At 74.5% G+C, this 14,787-nt stretch carries 15 protein-coding genes; 12 read left to right on the forward strand and 3 right to left on the reverse strand.

Going from position 1 to position 14,787, the window contains the following annotated elements:
- Window positions 1–104 precede the first annotated feature (104 nt).
- The 8 genes from ACIQGZ_RS03570 (at window position 105) to ACIQGZ_RS03605 (ending at window position 7,274) form a co-directional block, all read left to right on the forward strand.
- Window positions 105–1,781, forward strand: coding sequence for an asparagine synthase-related protein (locus ACIQGZ_RS03570; RefSeq protein ID WP_402599083.1), 1,677 nt, complete (start codon window positions 105–107; stop codon window positions 1,779–1,781).
- The gene (locus tag ACIQGZ_RS03575; protein ID WP_402599084.1) at window positions 1,775–2,038 is read left to right on the forward strand and encodes a PqqD family peptide modification chaperone; all 264 of its coding nucleotides are present in this window, start codon (window positions 1,775–1,777) and stop codon (window positions 2,036–2,038) included. The genes ACIQGZ_RS03570 and ACIQGZ_RS03575 overlap by 7 nt, the downstream gene beginning before the upstream one ends.
- A complete protein-coding gene (locus ACIQGZ_RS03580; protein ID WP_402599085.1) occupies window positions 2,035–2,475 on the forward strand; it encodes a lasso peptide biosynthesis B2 protein in 441 nt (146 codons plus the stop codon). Before ACIQGZ_RS03575 ends, ACIQGZ_RS03580 begins: the two co-directional genes overlap by 4 nt.
- The gene (locus ACIQGZ_RS03585) at window positions 2,472–3,665 is read left to right on the forward strand and encodes an rRNA adenine N-6-methyltransferase family protein (protein WP_402599087.1); all 1,194 of its coding nucleotides are present in this window, start codon (window positions 2,472–2,474) and stop codon (window positions 3,663–3,665) included. Before ACIQGZ_RS03580 ends, ACIQGZ_RS03585 begins: the two co-directional genes overlap by 4 nt.
- Window positions 3,666–4,134: 469 nt before the next feature.
- The gene (locus ACIQGZ_RS03590) at window positions 4,135–4,344 is read left to right on the forward strand and encodes a helix-turn-helix domain-containing protein (RefSeq protein WP_402599088.1); all 210 of its coding nucleotides are present in this window, start codon (window positions 4,135–4,137) and stop codon (window positions 4,342–4,344) included.
- A 177-nt stretch (window positions 4,345–4,521) separates the two neighbouring features.
- The gene (locus ACIQGZ_RS03595) at window positions 4,522–4,620 is read left to right on the forward strand and encodes a 30S ribosomal protein bS22 (protein ID WP_003948845.1); all 99 of its coding nucleotides are present in this window, start codon (window positions 4,522–4,524) and stop codon (window positions 4,618–4,620) included.
- A gap of 339 nt (window positions 4,621–4,959) precedes the next feature.
- The gene (locus ACIQGZ_RS03600) at window positions 4,960–6,081 is read left to right on the forward strand and encodes an NAD-dependent epimerase/dehydratase family protein (RefSeq protein WP_402599089.1); all 1,122 of its coding nucleotides are present in this window, start codon (window positions 4,960–4,962) and stop codon (window positions 6,079–6,081) included.
- Window positions 6,082–6,101: 20 nt separating this feature from the next.
- The gene (locus tag ACIQGZ_RS03605; RefSeq protein ID WP_402599969.1) at window positions 6,102–7,274 is read left to right on the forward strand and encodes a lysophospholipid acyltransferase family protein; all 1,173 of its coding nucleotides are present in this window, start codon (window positions 6,102–6,104) and stop codon (window positions 7,272–7,274) included.
- Between the two features lie 83 nt (window positions 7,275–7,357).
- Here ACIQGZ_RS03605 and ACIQGZ_RS03610 read toward each other — a convergent pair whose 3' ends face one another.
- From ACIQGZ_RS03610 to ACIQGZ_RS03620, 3 genes are all read right to left on the reverse strand, one after another.
- Window positions 7,358–8,656: a DUF5667 domain-containing protein gene (locus ACIQGZ_RS03610; RefSeq protein ID WP_402599090.1), complete on the reverse strand. Its 1,299-nt coding sequence runs from the start codon at window positions 8,654–8,656 to the stop codon at window positions 7,358–7,360.
- Window positions 8,657–8,887: 231 nt separating this feature from the next.
- Entirely contained in the window at window positions 8,888–9,667 is a 780-nt protein-coding gene (locus tag ACIQGZ_RS03615) for an ECF subfamily RNA polymerase sigma factor, BldN family (RefSeq protein WP_402599091.1), read from the reverse strand.
- A 426-nt stretch (window positions 9,668–10,093) separates the two neighbouring features.
- Window positions 10,094–11,071 (reverse strand): HAD family hydrolase, encoded by a 978-nt coding sequence (locus tag ACIQGZ_RS03620; RefSeq protein WP_402599092.1) that lies wholly within the window; start codon window positions 11,069–11,071, stop codon window positions 10,094–10,096.
- A 193-nt stretch (window positions 11,072–11,264) separates the two neighbouring features.
- Between ACIQGZ_RS03620 and ACIQGZ_RS03625 the strand changes: the two genes are divergently transcribed.
- From ACIQGZ_RS03625 to ACIQGZ_RS03640, 4 genes are all read left to right on the forward strand, one after another.
- Window positions 11,265–11,615, forward strand: coding sequence for a glutaredoxin family protein (locus tag ACIQGZ_RS03625; RefSeq protein WP_402599094.1), 351 nt, complete (start codon window positions 11,265–11,267; stop codon window positions 11,613–11,615).
- A gap of 128 nt (window positions 11,616–11,743) precedes the next feature.
- A complete protein-coding gene (locus ACIQGZ_RS03630; protein WP_402599096.1) occupies window positions 11,744–12,475 on the forward strand; it encodes an exonuclease domain-containing protein in 732 nt (243 codons plus the stop codon).
- A 101-nt stretch (window positions 12,476–12,576) separates the two neighbouring features.
- Window positions 12,577–13,398 (forward strand): redox-sensing transcriptional repressor Rex, encoded by an 822-nt coding sequence (locus tag ACIQGZ_RS03635; protein WP_402599097.1) that lies wholly within the window; start codon window positions 12,577–12,579, stop codon window positions 13,396–13,398.
- Entirely contained in the window at window positions 13,395–14,783 is a 1,389-nt protein-coding gene (locus tag ACIQGZ_RS03640) for a glutamyl-tRNA reductase (protein ID WP_402599099.1), read from the forward strand. Before ACIQGZ_RS03635 ends, ACIQGZ_RS03640 begins: the two co-directional genes overlap by 4 nt.
- Window positions 14,784–14,787 lie beyond the last annotated feature (4 nt).

Here is a 14,787-nt window from a genome sequence, read left to right on the forward strand (position 1 = left end):
CCCGACGAACCGTCGCCCGCGCTCTCGCCGCCTGTGGGGCTACCAGGAACCTGGCCTCGATCGACGGCGCCCCGTGGATCGTCGGAGCCCTGTCGGCGCCCGGTGTGCTCGCTGCCCGAGCCGGTCGGGTGCACGCCGCGCTGATCGGTGAGCACGCCGTCACCAGCGCCCAGGTGGAGCACGCCCTGGCCGAGTGCCGGGAAGAAGTGGGCTGGGAGAGCCTGACCCGTTTCCCCGGGAGCTACTACGTCGCGGTGGCCACCCCGACTGGCCGATACCTGATCGGCGACATCGCGGGCATTCGACCGGTCTTCGCTGCACATGTCGCCTCCCACGCGCTTCTCGGCAGCCACGTACGCATCCTGGCCGAGGCAGCCGGGAATACCGCCCTCGACCCCCAGAGCCTGGCGCTCCAGCTCATCGGCCCGGCCACGCCGACCGCACTCCTCGCGTCGGCCGCCCCCGGCACCAGCCTGTACGGGTCGGTACGGTCCATACCTCCCGGGCACGCCGCCCAGGTCGACCGGAACGGCGTGCTGCACACTGCCCGCTACTGGGAAGCACCCGATGACGACGTGCCGGCCGAAGTCGGCGCGCGGGCCCTGCGCGGCGCCCTGCGCGGGGCGGTCGCGGCCCGGGACCGGCACGCCGTCGAGCTGTCCGGGGGCTTGGACAGCACCAGCCTGTCCTTCCTCGCTTACGAGCGGATCGGCAGCTCCCTGGTGAACCTGACGCGGGAGCCCGCCGACCCGGGCAACGACGACCTGCACTGGGCGCGCCTTGCGGTGTCCGCGCAGCCTGGCGTTCAGCACCGCGTCCTCTCACTGCGGGAGACGCCGGAGCAGTTCGACGGCATCAGCCGGCCGCTGGCCCTGGACGCGCCCGGCCCTACCGCACTCAGCCCGGATCGGTCCGCCCACCTGTGGCGGCAGGTGCTCTCCGCCGGAGCCCGGACCCTGTTGTCGGGCAAGGGTGGTGACGAACTGCTCTGCCCGCCGCTCTCCTATCTGGCCACCGCCGCCACCCGGAGCCGACGCACGGCCCGGCGGCAGCTGCGGGGCTGGGCCGCGCTCCATGGCTGGACCCGCGCGGCGACGGCGGCCGCAGCCGCGCACCCCGGCCCCTACCGGGTATGGCTGGCCGGCTGCCTGGATCACCCCGGCAAACCCGGTTGGGACGCCGGCCCGTGGCTGCCCCCTTGGCTGAGCAGCTCCACGCGGCGGTATCTCCGCGGCGCTCTGGAGCAGGCCGCCGTGTCGGCGGAGCCGCTCCACGACCGACCCCACCAGCACGCCACCCTCGCGGCGGTCCGCGCCATGGCCTCCCTCTGCCGGCTTCAGGGCGACGCGGCGGCCTCCGCCGGGGTGACGATGGCCTACCCGTACGCGGACCGAACCGTGATCGACGCGGCGCTGTCCGTCCGCGCCGAGGACCGGTACGGCCCGTTCGACCCCAAGCCGCTGCTGACCGCCGCCGTGGCCGGGATCGGCGCGGCCGCCAGCATGTCCCGGCGGACGAAGGCGGGCTACAGCGCGGACACTGCCCGTGCCGCAGCACGGCACCACGCGCTTCTGAAGAACCTGCTGACCCACGAGTCGGCACTCGCCGATCACGGGTTGATCAATCCGACCCTCATCCGCCCGACAGCGGCCGCGTGGCAGCGGGCCGATCCGACCACGGATCTCCTACTGCACCTGACCCTCGCGGCCGAGGTGTGGGTGCGGACCGCCGAGAACCGGCCCCCGACCCCGGCGCCCGACCCCCCGGAGGCATCGTGCTGACCCTCGCACCCGGCACCCGCATACTCGTCGACGGCATCACCGGGCGCGGCACGCTGATCACAGCGGCCGGCGGCCTGTGGACCCTCAGCAGCAGCGGTGTCACCGCGCTGACCGCCCTGCGGGACGAGGGAACCGCCGCCGCGGCCGAAGCGGCGCTCCGTGCCCGGTACCCGGCGATCCCCCGGGAGCAGGTCCGCGCCGACCTGGACGCCCTGGTGGGCAAGCTCATGGACAGCGGTGTGGTGGTGGACCGATGAGCTTCACCGTCGCCCTGCCCCCACGTAGCCGGATCAGCCGCCGCCAATGGCTGCTCGGACGGGCGGCCGGCTTCCTGGCCCAGGCCGCCGCCACCCGCCGGCCGAACCCGGACGCCCGCGTCGCCCGTGTCGCCACCTGGGCCGTCGGCGGGGCGCGGCGCCCCTCAACGGCCGCCGAAGCGGAGCAGGCCGTTCGTGCCGTCACCACCGCGCACCCGGCGCTCGGCGGCGCGACCGCCTGCCTGGACCGCGCCGTGGCCGCGCTCTTGTACTGCCGGGCCCACGGCCACGCTCCGGCCCTCGTTGTCGGTGTGCGCCCCGGCACCGCTCAGGTGCATGCCTGGATCGAGGCCGAGGGAGTGCCCGCCGCCGAGCCGGCCGATCCGCGGCTCGGCCACACGCCCGTCATCGTCCACCGACCCGGAGTCCCCACGTGACCGCCACCGTCCCCGCCGCCCACTGGGCCGCCCGCGCCCGCCGACTCGCCGACATGCTGCGGGCCGGGGGCGCACTGCACTCCGAGGCCGTTGCCGACGCCTTTGCCGCAGTACCCAGGCACGCGTTCATCTCCGGCCACTACCTGGGCGGCGGCCCCGGCCGCACCGTGCTGGACCCCGAGCACCCGGACGGCGAGCTGCTGGCCCTGGCCTACGCGGATCGCGGCATCATGACCCACACCCCGGCGGACGAGGCCGGCGGCTACTCCAGCGCCTCGCAGCCCGCCGTCGTCGCCCGGATGCTCGAAGCCGCGCAGCTCACCGAGGGCACCCGCGTACTGGAGATCGGTGCCGGCACCGGCTACAACGCGGCCCTGATCTCCCGGCTCACCCGTACCCCGGTCACCACCGTCGAGGCGTCCCCCGTCGTCGCCGCCGAGGCCCGCGCGGCGCTGCGGCGCACCGGCCACAGCGAGCAGCGGGTGCGGGTGGTCACCGGTGACGGGTACGCCGGGCACGCCGGGGGCGGCCCCTGGGACCGCATCATCGTCACCTGCGGCATCGCCGGGCTCTCCCCGCACTGGCTGGACCAACTCGCCCCGCACGGAAGCGTCATCGCCCCGCTTGCCCACGCAGGCGTCCATCCGCTGGCCCGCATCAGCGGCCATGGTGACGGCGTCGTCGGCCGCCTCGTCACCATGGCCGATTTCATGAACGCCACCGGCCCGCTGTACGCGGGCGCCCGGACTTCTCCCTCCACCCGCAGCCGGCTGTTCCCGGCTCCCGCCACCCGCCTTCCCGGCACCGTCCCCGCCGCGTTGGACCCGCGCGGCTCCTACAGCGACCTGTGGATGTACCTCGCCGCCCAGGACCCCCGCATCACCTGCGCGAGTGCCGAAGGCCCGATCGACCACACCGGCTGCGCCCTGGTGACCGAGGACGAGACCACGGCGGTGTTCGTCCGGCCCGGCGGCCTCTATCTGACCGAGGACACCCCGAGCACCCGGGCCCTCGCCGAGGTCGTCGCCCACCGCGTCGCCGCCTGGGACCGGGAGGGCCGCCCCGCGCTGGACCGGTGGACCTGCCGCCTGACCCTCGCGGGTGACCCCGAGTCGCCCATCCAGGTCCCCGGCGCCTGGGCGCTCGACCCCGAGCCCGCCGCCGGGCGCGAGGGTCGATCACGCGTCTGACAGGCCGTCAGGTTCCCTTGTCCGCCGAAGAGGCGGTGGGGGTGTGGTGAGCGGCCTCGACCTGGTCTCCGCGAGTGGAGGGGAGCGCTCCGGCGCGGGGGGTGGACGTACGGCGGGGAGAGGGCCCGGGGGCGCATGGCGGGGCCGGGCCGCGTCGGGCCTGGGGGCGGGGTCCGCGACCGGGCTGACCTGGCATCGGGCGGCCCGGCCGGGCGGTGCCGGCCGAGCCCGGGGGCGGCCTGGGGGGTGGTCGGCGGGGGCGTCGCCGTCGACGGCGGTGCGCGACCGGCGTACCCCAGAGCGCCGATCGTTCACGTACTGCAACGGGCGGTCCCGTCACCGTAGTCCCGCCCGCTTTTCTCCTCTTCCCACCCGTACCACCCGCAACTACTCTGGGGATACGCGTGGGCTGGCTTCAGTCACCGGAGGGGAAGCCGGTGCTCAGCACATGCGAAAGGTCGGTGTTGACATGGCGTCTGGCGAGCGGCCTCTGCACGAGGTCAACTTCCTGACCGTGGCAGAGGTGGCCACGGTGATGCGAGTGTCGAAGATGACCGTCTACCGGTTGGTCCACAGCGGGGAGCTGCCTGCCATCCGGGTGGGCCGCTCCTTCCGGGTCCCCGAGCAGGCGGTTCACGACTATCTTCGAGAGTCCTACGTCGGCCGGGAGACCGCGTAGGAAGGCCGAGGTACAGCGCGACCGGCGACCGGAAGGACCCTGCCGGACCACGTCGTGCGCAGCTCGATTACGGGACGCGCGGTGCGGCAGGTAGGCTAAGCCTTCCGTCAGTCGTATCCGGACTCCAGAGCACCGCGCCGCGGTCGCGAGAGAGTCCCAGTGAGCGAGGGTTGTTCCGTGGGCTCTGTCATCAAGAAGCGCCGCAAGCGTATGGCCAAGAAGAAGCACCGCAAGCTGCTCAAGCGCACGCGAGTGCAGCGGCGCAACAAGAAGTAGCAGTGCCCGATCGCCCCGGCGCCCGCTCCGACCCTCCGGTCGGGGCGGGCGCCGGGGCGTTCCGGTGCTCCGATCCGGTCCCATTCCGATGCTCCGGTCGGGCGTGATCGGCACCACACCGGTCATGCCCGGACATTCCCCGGCAACAGTGAAGCGGTAGCGTGCTTCGCGGGCGGTCCGGCGCTCCGCTGACGGTGCTCCGCCGACGGCGGTCCGCGACCCGGGAGGGCACGCCGATCGTCGCGGCTGCCACGGGCGGCCGCCCGGCCGTGCGAAGGTGCGGGCATGCACCGCGCGGCGGCACCGCCGCCGCCCCGGGCCGGGAGGAGGGCGTTCGCAGTGGGAAAGGTCGTGCTCGTCACCGGGGTGGCCCGCCACCTCGGCGCCCGGTTCGTGGACGTGATCCGCCGGGAGGCCGCGGTCGACCTGGTCGTCGGCGTCGACGTCCAGCCGCCCGCGTACGACCCGGAGCAGTCGGCGGACGGGGAACCGCCGGGCCGTACGGCGGAGTTCACCTTCGTCCGCGCCGACATCCGGCGGCCCGCCATCGCCCGGGTGATCGCGGAGCACTCGGTCGACACCGTGGTGCACATGAACGTCAGCGCCAGCTCACTGGGCGCCGGCGGGCGCGGCACGGTCAAGGAGACCAATGTCATCGGCACCATGCAGCTGCTCGGCGCCTGCCAGAAGGCACCGACCGTGCAGCGGCTGGTGGTGAAGTCGACCACCAGCGTCTACGGCTCGGCGCCGCGCGACCCGGCGGTGTTCACCGAGCGGATGCAGCCCAGGGCCCTGCCGTCCGGCGGCTTCGCCAAGGACGCCTGCGAGGTCGAGGGCTATGTACGCGGCTTCGCCCGCCGCCGCCCCGATGTGGCGGTCTGCGTCCTGCGGTTCGCCAACATCATCGGCCCGGACGCCGGGACCCCGCTCACCGAGTACTTCGGGCTGCCGGTGCTGCCGACCGTGCTCGGCTACGATCCCCGGCTGCAGTTCGTGCACGAGGACGACGCCGTGGAGGTGCTCCGGCTGGCCGCGCTGGACGCCCGCCGCTCCACCACCAACAGCGGCACCTTCAATGTGGCGGGGGAGGGCGTGCTACTGCTCTCCCAGTGCGCCCGCCGGCTGGGCCGCCCCACCGTCCCGCTGCTGCTCCCCGCGATCAGCTGGGTGGCCGGGCTGATGCGGCATACCCGGGTGGCGGACTTCTCCCCGGAGCAGCTGCGGCTGCTGACGCACGGCCGGGTGGTGGACGTGACGCAGCTGCACGAGACCTTCGGGTATCGGCCGCGCCGCACCACCCCGGAGGCGTTCGCGGACTTCGCGGCGGCCGGCGCACCCGGGCTGCTGCCGCCGGAGCGGCTCACCGCCGTCACCGACCGGCTGGCGGGGCTGCTGCCGCCCCCCGGCGGCCGGTCCGGCGCGGCGGGGCGGCCGGGCACACTGGGACAGGACCTGCGATGAGCACCGCGAGGGAGTACGCCATGGGCGACGCCAAGGTCATCCCGATCGACTCCGCCCGGGGCGGCGGTGCGGCCCAGCCGTCCGGACCGGGCGCGTCGGGTGGGTCGGGTGGGTCGGGCGGCTCGGGTGGGTCCGGCAGCTCGGGTGGTTCGGGCGGCTCGGGCTCCGGCGAGGTGCACCGGCTGCCGCCGCCCGTCGTACCGGACCCCGACCCCGACCCGGACCCCGACCCGGACCCCGACCCCGACCCGGGCACCGACCCCGACCCGGGCACCGTCGCGGCGAAGGTCGCGGACGCGGTGGGCCACGCCCTGGCCGGTCCGCTCGGCGGCGCCGCCCAGCGGCTGCTGGGGCGCGGCTGGGAGCAGCGCGCCGCCAACGGGCTGGCCTTTCTGCGCCGCCGGATCAGCGGCGACTACGAGGTGGACGAGTTCGGCTTCGACCGGGAGCTGACCGAGGAGGTCTTCCTCTCGCTGCTCCGCCCGCTCGCCGAGAAGTACTTCCGGGTGGAGGTGCGCGGCATCGAGCACATCCCGGCCGACGGCGGCGTGCTGATCGTCGCCAACCACTCCGGCGTACTGCCGCTGGACGCCCTGATGACCCATGTCGCCATCCACGACCACCACCCGGCCCACCGGCACCTGCGGATGCTCGCCGCCGACCTGGTCTTCGTGCTGCCCGGCGTCAATGAGCTGGCCCGCAAGGCCGGACACACCCTGGCCTGCAACGACGACGCCCAGCGGCTGCTGGAGAGCGGCCAGGTGGTGGGCGTCTGGCCGGAGGGCTTCAAGGGCATCGGCAAGCCGTTCTCCGAGCGCTACAAGCTCCAGCGGTTCGGCCGGGGCGGCTTTGTGGCCTCCGCGCTGCGGGCCCAGGTGCCGATCGTGCCCTGCTCGATCGTGGGCGCCGAGGAGACCTACCCGATGATCGGCAACGCCAAGACGCTGGCCCGGCTGCTCGGGCTGCCGTATGTGCCGATCACGCCCACCTTCCCCTGGCTGGGGCCGCTCGGCGCCGTCCCGCTGCCCACCAAGTGGACGATCCAGTTCGGGGAGCCGATCCCCACCGACATCCACCCGCCGGAGTCCGCCGACGATCCGATGCTGGTCTTCAACCTCACCGACGAGGTGCGGGAGACCATCCAGCACACCCTCTACCGGATGCTGGTGCGGCGCCGCTCGGTGTTCTTCTGACCGCCGGCACGCCAGGCGTACGACGACGAGTGGCCGCCCGTCCGGCGCGCTGCGGGACGGGCGGCCACCGGCCGTACGGGGGGTCAGCCCAGGTCCAGGCCCAACGCCGGCAGCAGACCCGGGATCAGCGGCGGGACGGTGATGCCCGCCGGCTTGCCGGCCGTGGGGGGAGCGGACGGGCTGCCGGGCGTGGCGGTACCGGTCGGAGCGGTGGCCGGGCCGGCGGTGCTGCCGGTGGGCGTGCTCCCGGTGCCGGTCAGACCGCCGGTCAGGCCGTCCACCAGACCGCCGACCCCGACCTCGGTGGGCCTGCCGTCCGGCGAGCCGGAGGACTCGGCCGTACCGGAGGGGGAGGCGCCGTGCTCCTCCGGCGTCCGGGAGGCACCGCCGGAGGGGGCCCGGGTGCCGGTCGCGGACCGCTCGGGACCGCTGGTGGCGCTCGGCCCGTCGCCGGACGAGTAGTCGCCCGCCGGGCCCTGGTCGTCGTCGTCGCTCCGGTGCCGGGGCAGGATGTGCAGCGGCTCGACGTCCGCCGTCATGTCGTCCAGCAGCTGCGTCACCTGGGAGGCGACCGGGGAGAGCTGCTCGGGCAGCTGCTCGCGCAGCGTGGACCACTGGTCATCCTGGGACTGGGCGAAGACCGCGAGCCTGCGCATCGGATCGAGCGAACCATTGCTGCGGTAGACGGCCCACAGCAGCTGGCGGCCGCTGGTCCCCTCGGCGTGCATATCGGCCAGCGCCGTGCGCAGCTGCTCCACGGTGGCGGGGCTGAGCAGCGCGGAGGAGCCGCCCGCGCCGCCGGAGCGGACCACCAGCCGCTGTGCCTCCTGCATCCGGGTGGACGCCTGGTCCAGCAGCAGCGAGCCGCGCTCGCTGTCGGAGCCGGCCCAGTCCAGCTGCCAGCCCTCCAGGCTGCGCTTCATGCCGTACAGCGTGTCGCCGGGCAGCGCGCCGGTGCTGGCCACCGCGACCCCGGCGAAGCCGCCGACCGCGATCCCGGCGACCAGGCTGCCGGCCACCAGCCGACGCCCCCACCGGGTGCTCGGCCGCAGCCGGGCCGCGACCTCGGAGACGGCGGCGGAGGCGCGGTGGGCGCTCCGGCGGCGCTGCTCCGGGACGGCGGGGCCGGAACCCTCCGCGTACGCCTGCTCGAACGCGGCCAGCAGTTGGGCCCGCTGCACCGAGCGGACCTCGGGGTCCAGGGTGGGCGCGGGCACGGCGGCCAGCGCGTCGGTGGCGGCCAGCAGTTCGGCCATCGCGGTGGAGTGGCCGTGGGCGGGGTCGTCTTCGACGCCTCCGTTCCGCCGGCCGGCGCTCTGATGCGCCGCCAGCGCGTCGGCGAAGGCCTTCGCCCGCCGGTGCTCAAGCACATTCGCTGTCACGGGTCGCACCTCCTCTCGTCGTTGTCGACACCCCGGCCGGCCGGACGGTTGCGCCGCGGGATCGGAAACCACCCCGTCGAGTAGGGCGCGACGGCGGGGGCCGAACGCCTTCGGCCGGGGGCCGGACCGCCGGGCACCGCCCCGGAGGGGGCTTGCACGCTGGGCAACGAGCAGTGCCGGGCGTCGGTTACGCGCACCCGATCATGTGACCGCCGATTCATCCGGAGGTGGTCACCGGGCGTCGCTGGGCAGCAGCCGGGCCAGGGTGCGCACCGCCCGGTACTGCAGAGTCTTGATGGCACCCTCGTTCTTCCCCATCACCCGGGCGGTCTCCGCGACCGACAGCCCCTGGAGGAAGCGCAGCGTCACGCACTCCCGCTGCTGCGGATTGAGCTTGTGCACGGCCTCCAGCAGCGCGGCGTTGGAGAGGGACTCCAGTACCGAGTCCTCCGGACTGCGCTCCACCTCGTTGGCGTCCAGCATCTCACCGGTCGTCACCTCCAGCCGGAAGCGGCTGGACTTGAAGTGGTCCGCCACCAGGTTGCGGGCGATGGTCACCAGCCAGGCGCCGAAGTCGCGGCCCTGCCAGGTGAAGGTGCCGATCCGGCGCAGCGCCCGCAGAAAGGTCTCGCTGGTGAGGTCCTCGGCGGTGGCCCGGCCGCCGACCCGGTAGTAGATGTAGCGGTAGACCGTGTCCGCGTAGTGGTCGTAGAGCCGGCCGAACGCCTCGCTCTCCCCGGCCTGGGCCCGCTCCACCAGTTCCATCACCGGGCTGTGCTCGCCCTCGACGGCGCCCCGGCGGGAGCGCGCACCGGCCGCGCTGCGCGGCCCGGGGGCGCTGCGGGTGCGGGTGCCGGCCGCGGTGCCGCTGCGCAGCGCCGCCCCGGCCGGGACGAGCACGGGGGCGGCGGGGAACAGCTGCTGCCGGAGCAGGTCGCGCAGCAGGTCCAGCCCGGTGGCCCCGTAGGCGTCGTAGGGAGCAGGCGCGTCGTTCCGGACGTGTGGGTACACGGGACTCCCAGTGGCAGAACTGTATACGTGCAGTACGGGACCGCTCACCCAACGTGGGGACGCATGGGTTCCGGCGTGCGTCAGACGAGGATAACGCTTTGTGCAAGGACCGCTACACCGTGTCGCCAAACTGGCCGCTTGCGTCTCTTCCGTTGCGTTCAACTAGCCGAAAGTGATCGCCATTTCGGCGTACTGACTGTCTCTCCGTGATGGCATGGCGGCTCAGCGTGTTCGAACTTGGCCGCAATTTGATGGGCTTCCCCGTCGGCGGGTCGCGCAATCCCCGATTTCAGGCCCCGATCGGGCGATCGAATCCGGTCAGCACGCGACGCGGCCCCGCCCGGAGCGGGCGGGGCCGAGTGGGTGAGGCCGTGGCGGGGGGCCGGGCCGACGTGGGCGGGGCCGGGTCGGCGGGTCCGGGCCGGGTCAGCGGCGCTTGCGGTAGAGGGCCATCGCGGCCGCCGTACCGCCGGCGGCCGCGCCCAGCCCGGCCGCCGCCGGGATGCCGACCTTGGCCGCCTTCCGCCCGGTGCGGAAGTCGCGCACCCGCCAGCCCTCGGCGCGGGCGTGCCTGCGCAGCGCGGTGTCCGGGTTGATCACATACGGGTGGCCGACCAGCGACAGCATCGGGATGTCGTTGGAGGAGTCGCTGTACGCCGCGCAGCGCTCCAGCTCCAGCCCCTCCCGCCGGGCCAGCGCCCGTACCGCGGCGGCCTTGGCCGGGCCGTGCAGCGGCTCGCCCACCAGCCGCCCGGTGTACACCCCGTCCACCGCCTCCGCGACGGTGCCCAGCGCGCCCGTCATACCGAGCCGCCGGGCGATGATCCGGGCCGCCTCCTGCGGGGCGGCGGTCACCAGCCAGGTGCGCTGCCCGGCGTCCAGGTGCATCTGCACCAGCGCCCGGGTGCCCGGCCAGATCTTGCCGGCCATGACGTCCTCGAAGACCTCCTCGCAGATCACCTCCAGGTCGTCGACCCGCTTGCCCGCCACTATCCCCAGCGCGGTGTCCTGCGCCTCCGCCATGTGCCCGGGGTCCTCCGCGCCGTGCAGCCGGAACCACGCCTGCTGCCAGACGAACCGGGCGACGTCGCGGTGGGTGAAGTACTGCCGCTTGTAGAGGCCCAGCCCCAGGTAGAAGATCGCGGCGCCCTGGAGCAGGGTGTTGTCGCAGTCGAAGAACGCGGCGGCCTGCGGGTCACCGGCGGCGGCCGGGGGCAGCTCGGCCCGGCCGCCCTTCTCCCGGTCCAGGAACGGCAGCCCGCGCCGCCGGGCCGGACCAGTGACGGGCGCGGAACCGTCGGCCGCCACCGCGCTGTGCGCGGCGTCGGCGGCGGCCTCGCCGGCCAGTACGGTCCGCTCGGTGACGGAACGCTTCCGGTGGGTGGGCCTTCGCAGCGCAGCCATACCGCGAGCATAGCCAGCCCGAGCGGGCGGACCGGTGTCGTCGCGGTGCAGGTCGCGTCAACAGCGGGCGTCGCTCCGGCGGCGGGTGGGCGGCGACCGGCACCCGGGCGTGGCGAACACCACAGCGCCGCCCGCCGGGCCGCTCGGGCCCGGACCGCGCCACGCCCGGATACGGGGGAGCAGAATGAACCGGGTGAGCCCACTGCTGCGCCGTACCGACCGCCCCGATCCCGCCGACCGCCCCGTCCCCGCCGACCGCCCCGATCCCGCCGACCGCCCCGTCCCCGCCGACCGCCCCGTCCCCGCCGACCGCACCGTGACGCTGGTCGGCAAGCCCGGCTGCCACCTCTGCGACCAGGCGCGGGAGGTGATCCGCCGGGTGACCGGGGAGCTGGGCGCCGCCTTCGAGGAGAAGGACATCACCCAGGACGAGGAGCTGTACCGCCTGTACTGGGAGCAGATCCCGGTCACCCTGATCGACGGCCGCCAGCACGACTTCTGGCGGGTCGACGAGAAACGGCTGCGCAGCGCGCTGGCCCGCTGACGGGCGGTAGCGGGGCACTCCTCCGGCTTGTCGCGGGCCTGGTTCGTCGGCTTACCATCGAATCGTTTTGGGCCGAATGGGGGGTCGAATCAGAGGAGAACACCGTGCTTCCCGGCCGACTCCGGGGGGTGCCAGCCGTACCCCCTCAGGCGGCGGCGGGCGCCCGTTCCGGCGCAGGCGCCGTCGGCGCCCCGGGTTACGCGGTGGTGGACGTCGAGGCCACCGGGCGCAGCCCCTGGCGGAACCGCGTGGTGGAGGTGGCGGTGGTGCTGCTGGATCGGGTCCTCCAGGTGGAGGCGGAGTTCAGTACGCTGCTGGACCCCGGCTGCCCGGTGGGTCCGACCCGGGTGCACCGGATCACCCAGGACGAGGTGGCCGGGGCGCCCCGCTTCCGCCAGGTCGCCCCCCGGCTGCTCGAACTGCTGACCGGCCGGCTGCTGGTGGGCCACCACGTCGCCTGCGACCATGCCTTCCTGGAGCGCGAGTTCGCCCGGATCGGCGTGGTGCTGCCACCCGTCCCCACCCTGTGCACCATGCGGCTGGCCCGCGACCAACTGCCCGGCGCGGGCGGCTTCGGCCTGCGGGCCTGCGCCGAGGCGGCCGGGCTGCCGCCGTTCGCCGCGCACACCGCGCTGGGCGACGCCCGTGCCACCGCCGCCCTGCTGCGGCACTGCGCGGCCCAGCCCGCCGCCCGGCCGGACGGTCCGCCGCGGTGGGCCAGGGCGCTGGGCGAGGCCGCCGCGCTGGCCTGGCCGAGGATGGTGTCGGCCGGTGCGGTGCCGGTGTGGCGGCGGGCGGCCGACCGGGGGAACGCGGCCGGGGTGCCGGCGGTTCCTGGCCAGGCGGGAGGTGTGGCGTGATGCGCGTCACTGTGCCCGGACAAATCGGACACCATCTTTGTGCACACGTTCACAAACGCATAGCCTGGCAGCCAAAGCCCAGCTTCACCCTCGGGAGCATCGTGGCAACTGGCCGACCCACCCACCCTGCCGACCGGGGCCGCCCGGCCAACCGTGGCCGAGGTATTCCGGAGGCCACGGTTGCGCGGTTGCCGCTCTACCTGCGCGCGCTGACCGCCCTGTCCGAGCGCTCCGTACCCACGGTCTCCTCGGAGGAGCTCGCCTCAGCGGCCGGAGTCAACTCTGCCAAGCTGCGGAAGGACTTCTCCTACCTGGGCTCCTACGGGACCAGGGGCGTCGGGTACGACGTCGAGTACCTCGTGTACCAGATCTCCCGCGAGCTGGGCCTCACCCAGGACTGGCCCGTGGTGATCGTCGGCATCGGAAACCTGGGCCACGCGCTGGCCAACTACGGCGGCTTCGCCTCCCGAGGCTTCCGGGTGGCGGCGCTGCTGGACGCCGATCACGCCGTGGTCGGCTCCACCGCCGCCGGACTGCCCGTCCGGCACATGGACGAGCTGGAGCACATCGTGGAGGAGGAGCAGGTGTCGATCGGCGTCATCACCACGCCGCCCGGCGCCGCCCAGCAGGTCTGCGACCGGCTGGTCGCGGCCGGGGTGACCAGCATCCTCAACTTCGCGCCCACCGTGCTCGCCGTGCCCGACGGCGTGGACGTCCGCAAGGTCGACCTCTCGATAGAGCTCCAGATCCTCGCCTTCCACGAGCAGCGCAAGTCGGTCGAGGAGGGCGCCGACCAGCCCGCCGCCCCCGCCAAGGCAGCCGCCCCCGCCAAGACCGCCGCCCCGCCCAGGTCGGCGGCCAAGCTGCGCCGCGCCGCCGAGCCGGGGACGGACGGGGAGCTGCCCGCGGTGATGCCCGCATGAGCCTCCTCGTCATCGGCCTGAGCCACCGCAGCACCCCGGTCGGACTGCTGGAGCGGGCCTCGCTCGCCACCGACGCCCGGGACAAGCTGCTGCGCGCGGCCGCCGGGTCCGGCACGGTCAGCGAGGCGGCGCTGCTGGCCACCTGCAACCGGATCGAGCTCTACACCGACGTGGACAAGTTCCACGCCGGGGTGGCCGAGCTGTCCACCCTGCTGGCCGAGCACAGCGGCGTCGGGCTGGACGAGCTCACCCCGCACCTGTACGTCCACTACGAGGACCGCGCCGTGCACCACCTGTTCTCGGTGGCGTGCGGGCTGGACTCGATGGTGGTCGGTGAGGGCCAGATCCTCGGCCAGATCCGCGACGCGCTCTCGCTCGCCCAGGAGGAGCACACCGCGGCGCGCGGCCTCAATGAGCTGTTCCAGCAGGCGCTGCGGGTCGGCAAGCGCGCCCACAGCGAGACCGGCATCGACCGGGCCGGCCAGTCGCTGGTCAGCTTCGGCCTCGACCAGGTCGCCGCCGCCACCGGACCGGTCGCCGGCAAGCGGGTGCTGGTGGTCGGCGCGGGCTCGATGAGCTCGCTGGCCGCCGCCACCCTGGACCGGGCCGGCGTCGCTGACCTGGCCGTCGCCAACCGCACCCCCGAGCGCGCCGAGCGGCTGGCCGCCGGCCTCGGCGCCCGTACGGTCCCCTTCGACCGGGTCGCGGCGGCGATGGCCGACGCCGACCTGGTGGTCTCCTGTACCGGGGCGGCCGGGCTGGTCATCGGCGCCGAGCAGGTCGAGGCCGCCGTACGGGCCCGCGCCGCGCGCCGCCCGGCCGACGGCGGTCCGGACACCCCGCTGGCCCTGCTCGACCTCGCCATGCCCCGCGACATCGACGCCGCCGTGCACAGCCTGGACGGCGCCCACCTGGTCGACATCGAGAGCCTGGCCGACGCCGCCGCCGACCAGCCCGGCGCGGTGGACGTCGACGCCGTCCGCCGCATCGTGGCCAAGGAGGTCGACGCCTTCGGCGCCGCCCAGCGGGCCGCGCGGATCACCCCGACCGTGGTCGCCCTGCGCACCATGGCCTCCGACGTGGTGCTCAGCGAGCTGGAGCGGCTGGACGGCCGACTCCCCGACCTGGACACCCGCTCCCGCGCCGAGATCGCCCAGACCGTGCGCCGGGTCGTGGACAAGCTGCTGCACGCCCCCACCGTGCGGGTGAAGCAGCTGGCCGGCGAGCCGGGCGGAGCCTCCTACGCCGAGGCGCTGCGCGAACTGTTCGATCTCGACCCCTCGACCGTCGAGGCCGTCTCGGGCGCCCCGGCACAGCCGTCCCCCGCGCAGCCGGCGCAGCCGGCCCGAGCACAGGTAGCGGCCGCCAAGGGCGGCGCCCGATGAACCA

Origin of the sequence: Streptomyces sp. NPDC092296, assembly GCF_044755465.1 — a bacterium.
Classification (GTDB): Bacteria; Actinomycetota; Actinomycetes; order Streptomycetales; family Streptomycetaceae; genus Peterkaempfera.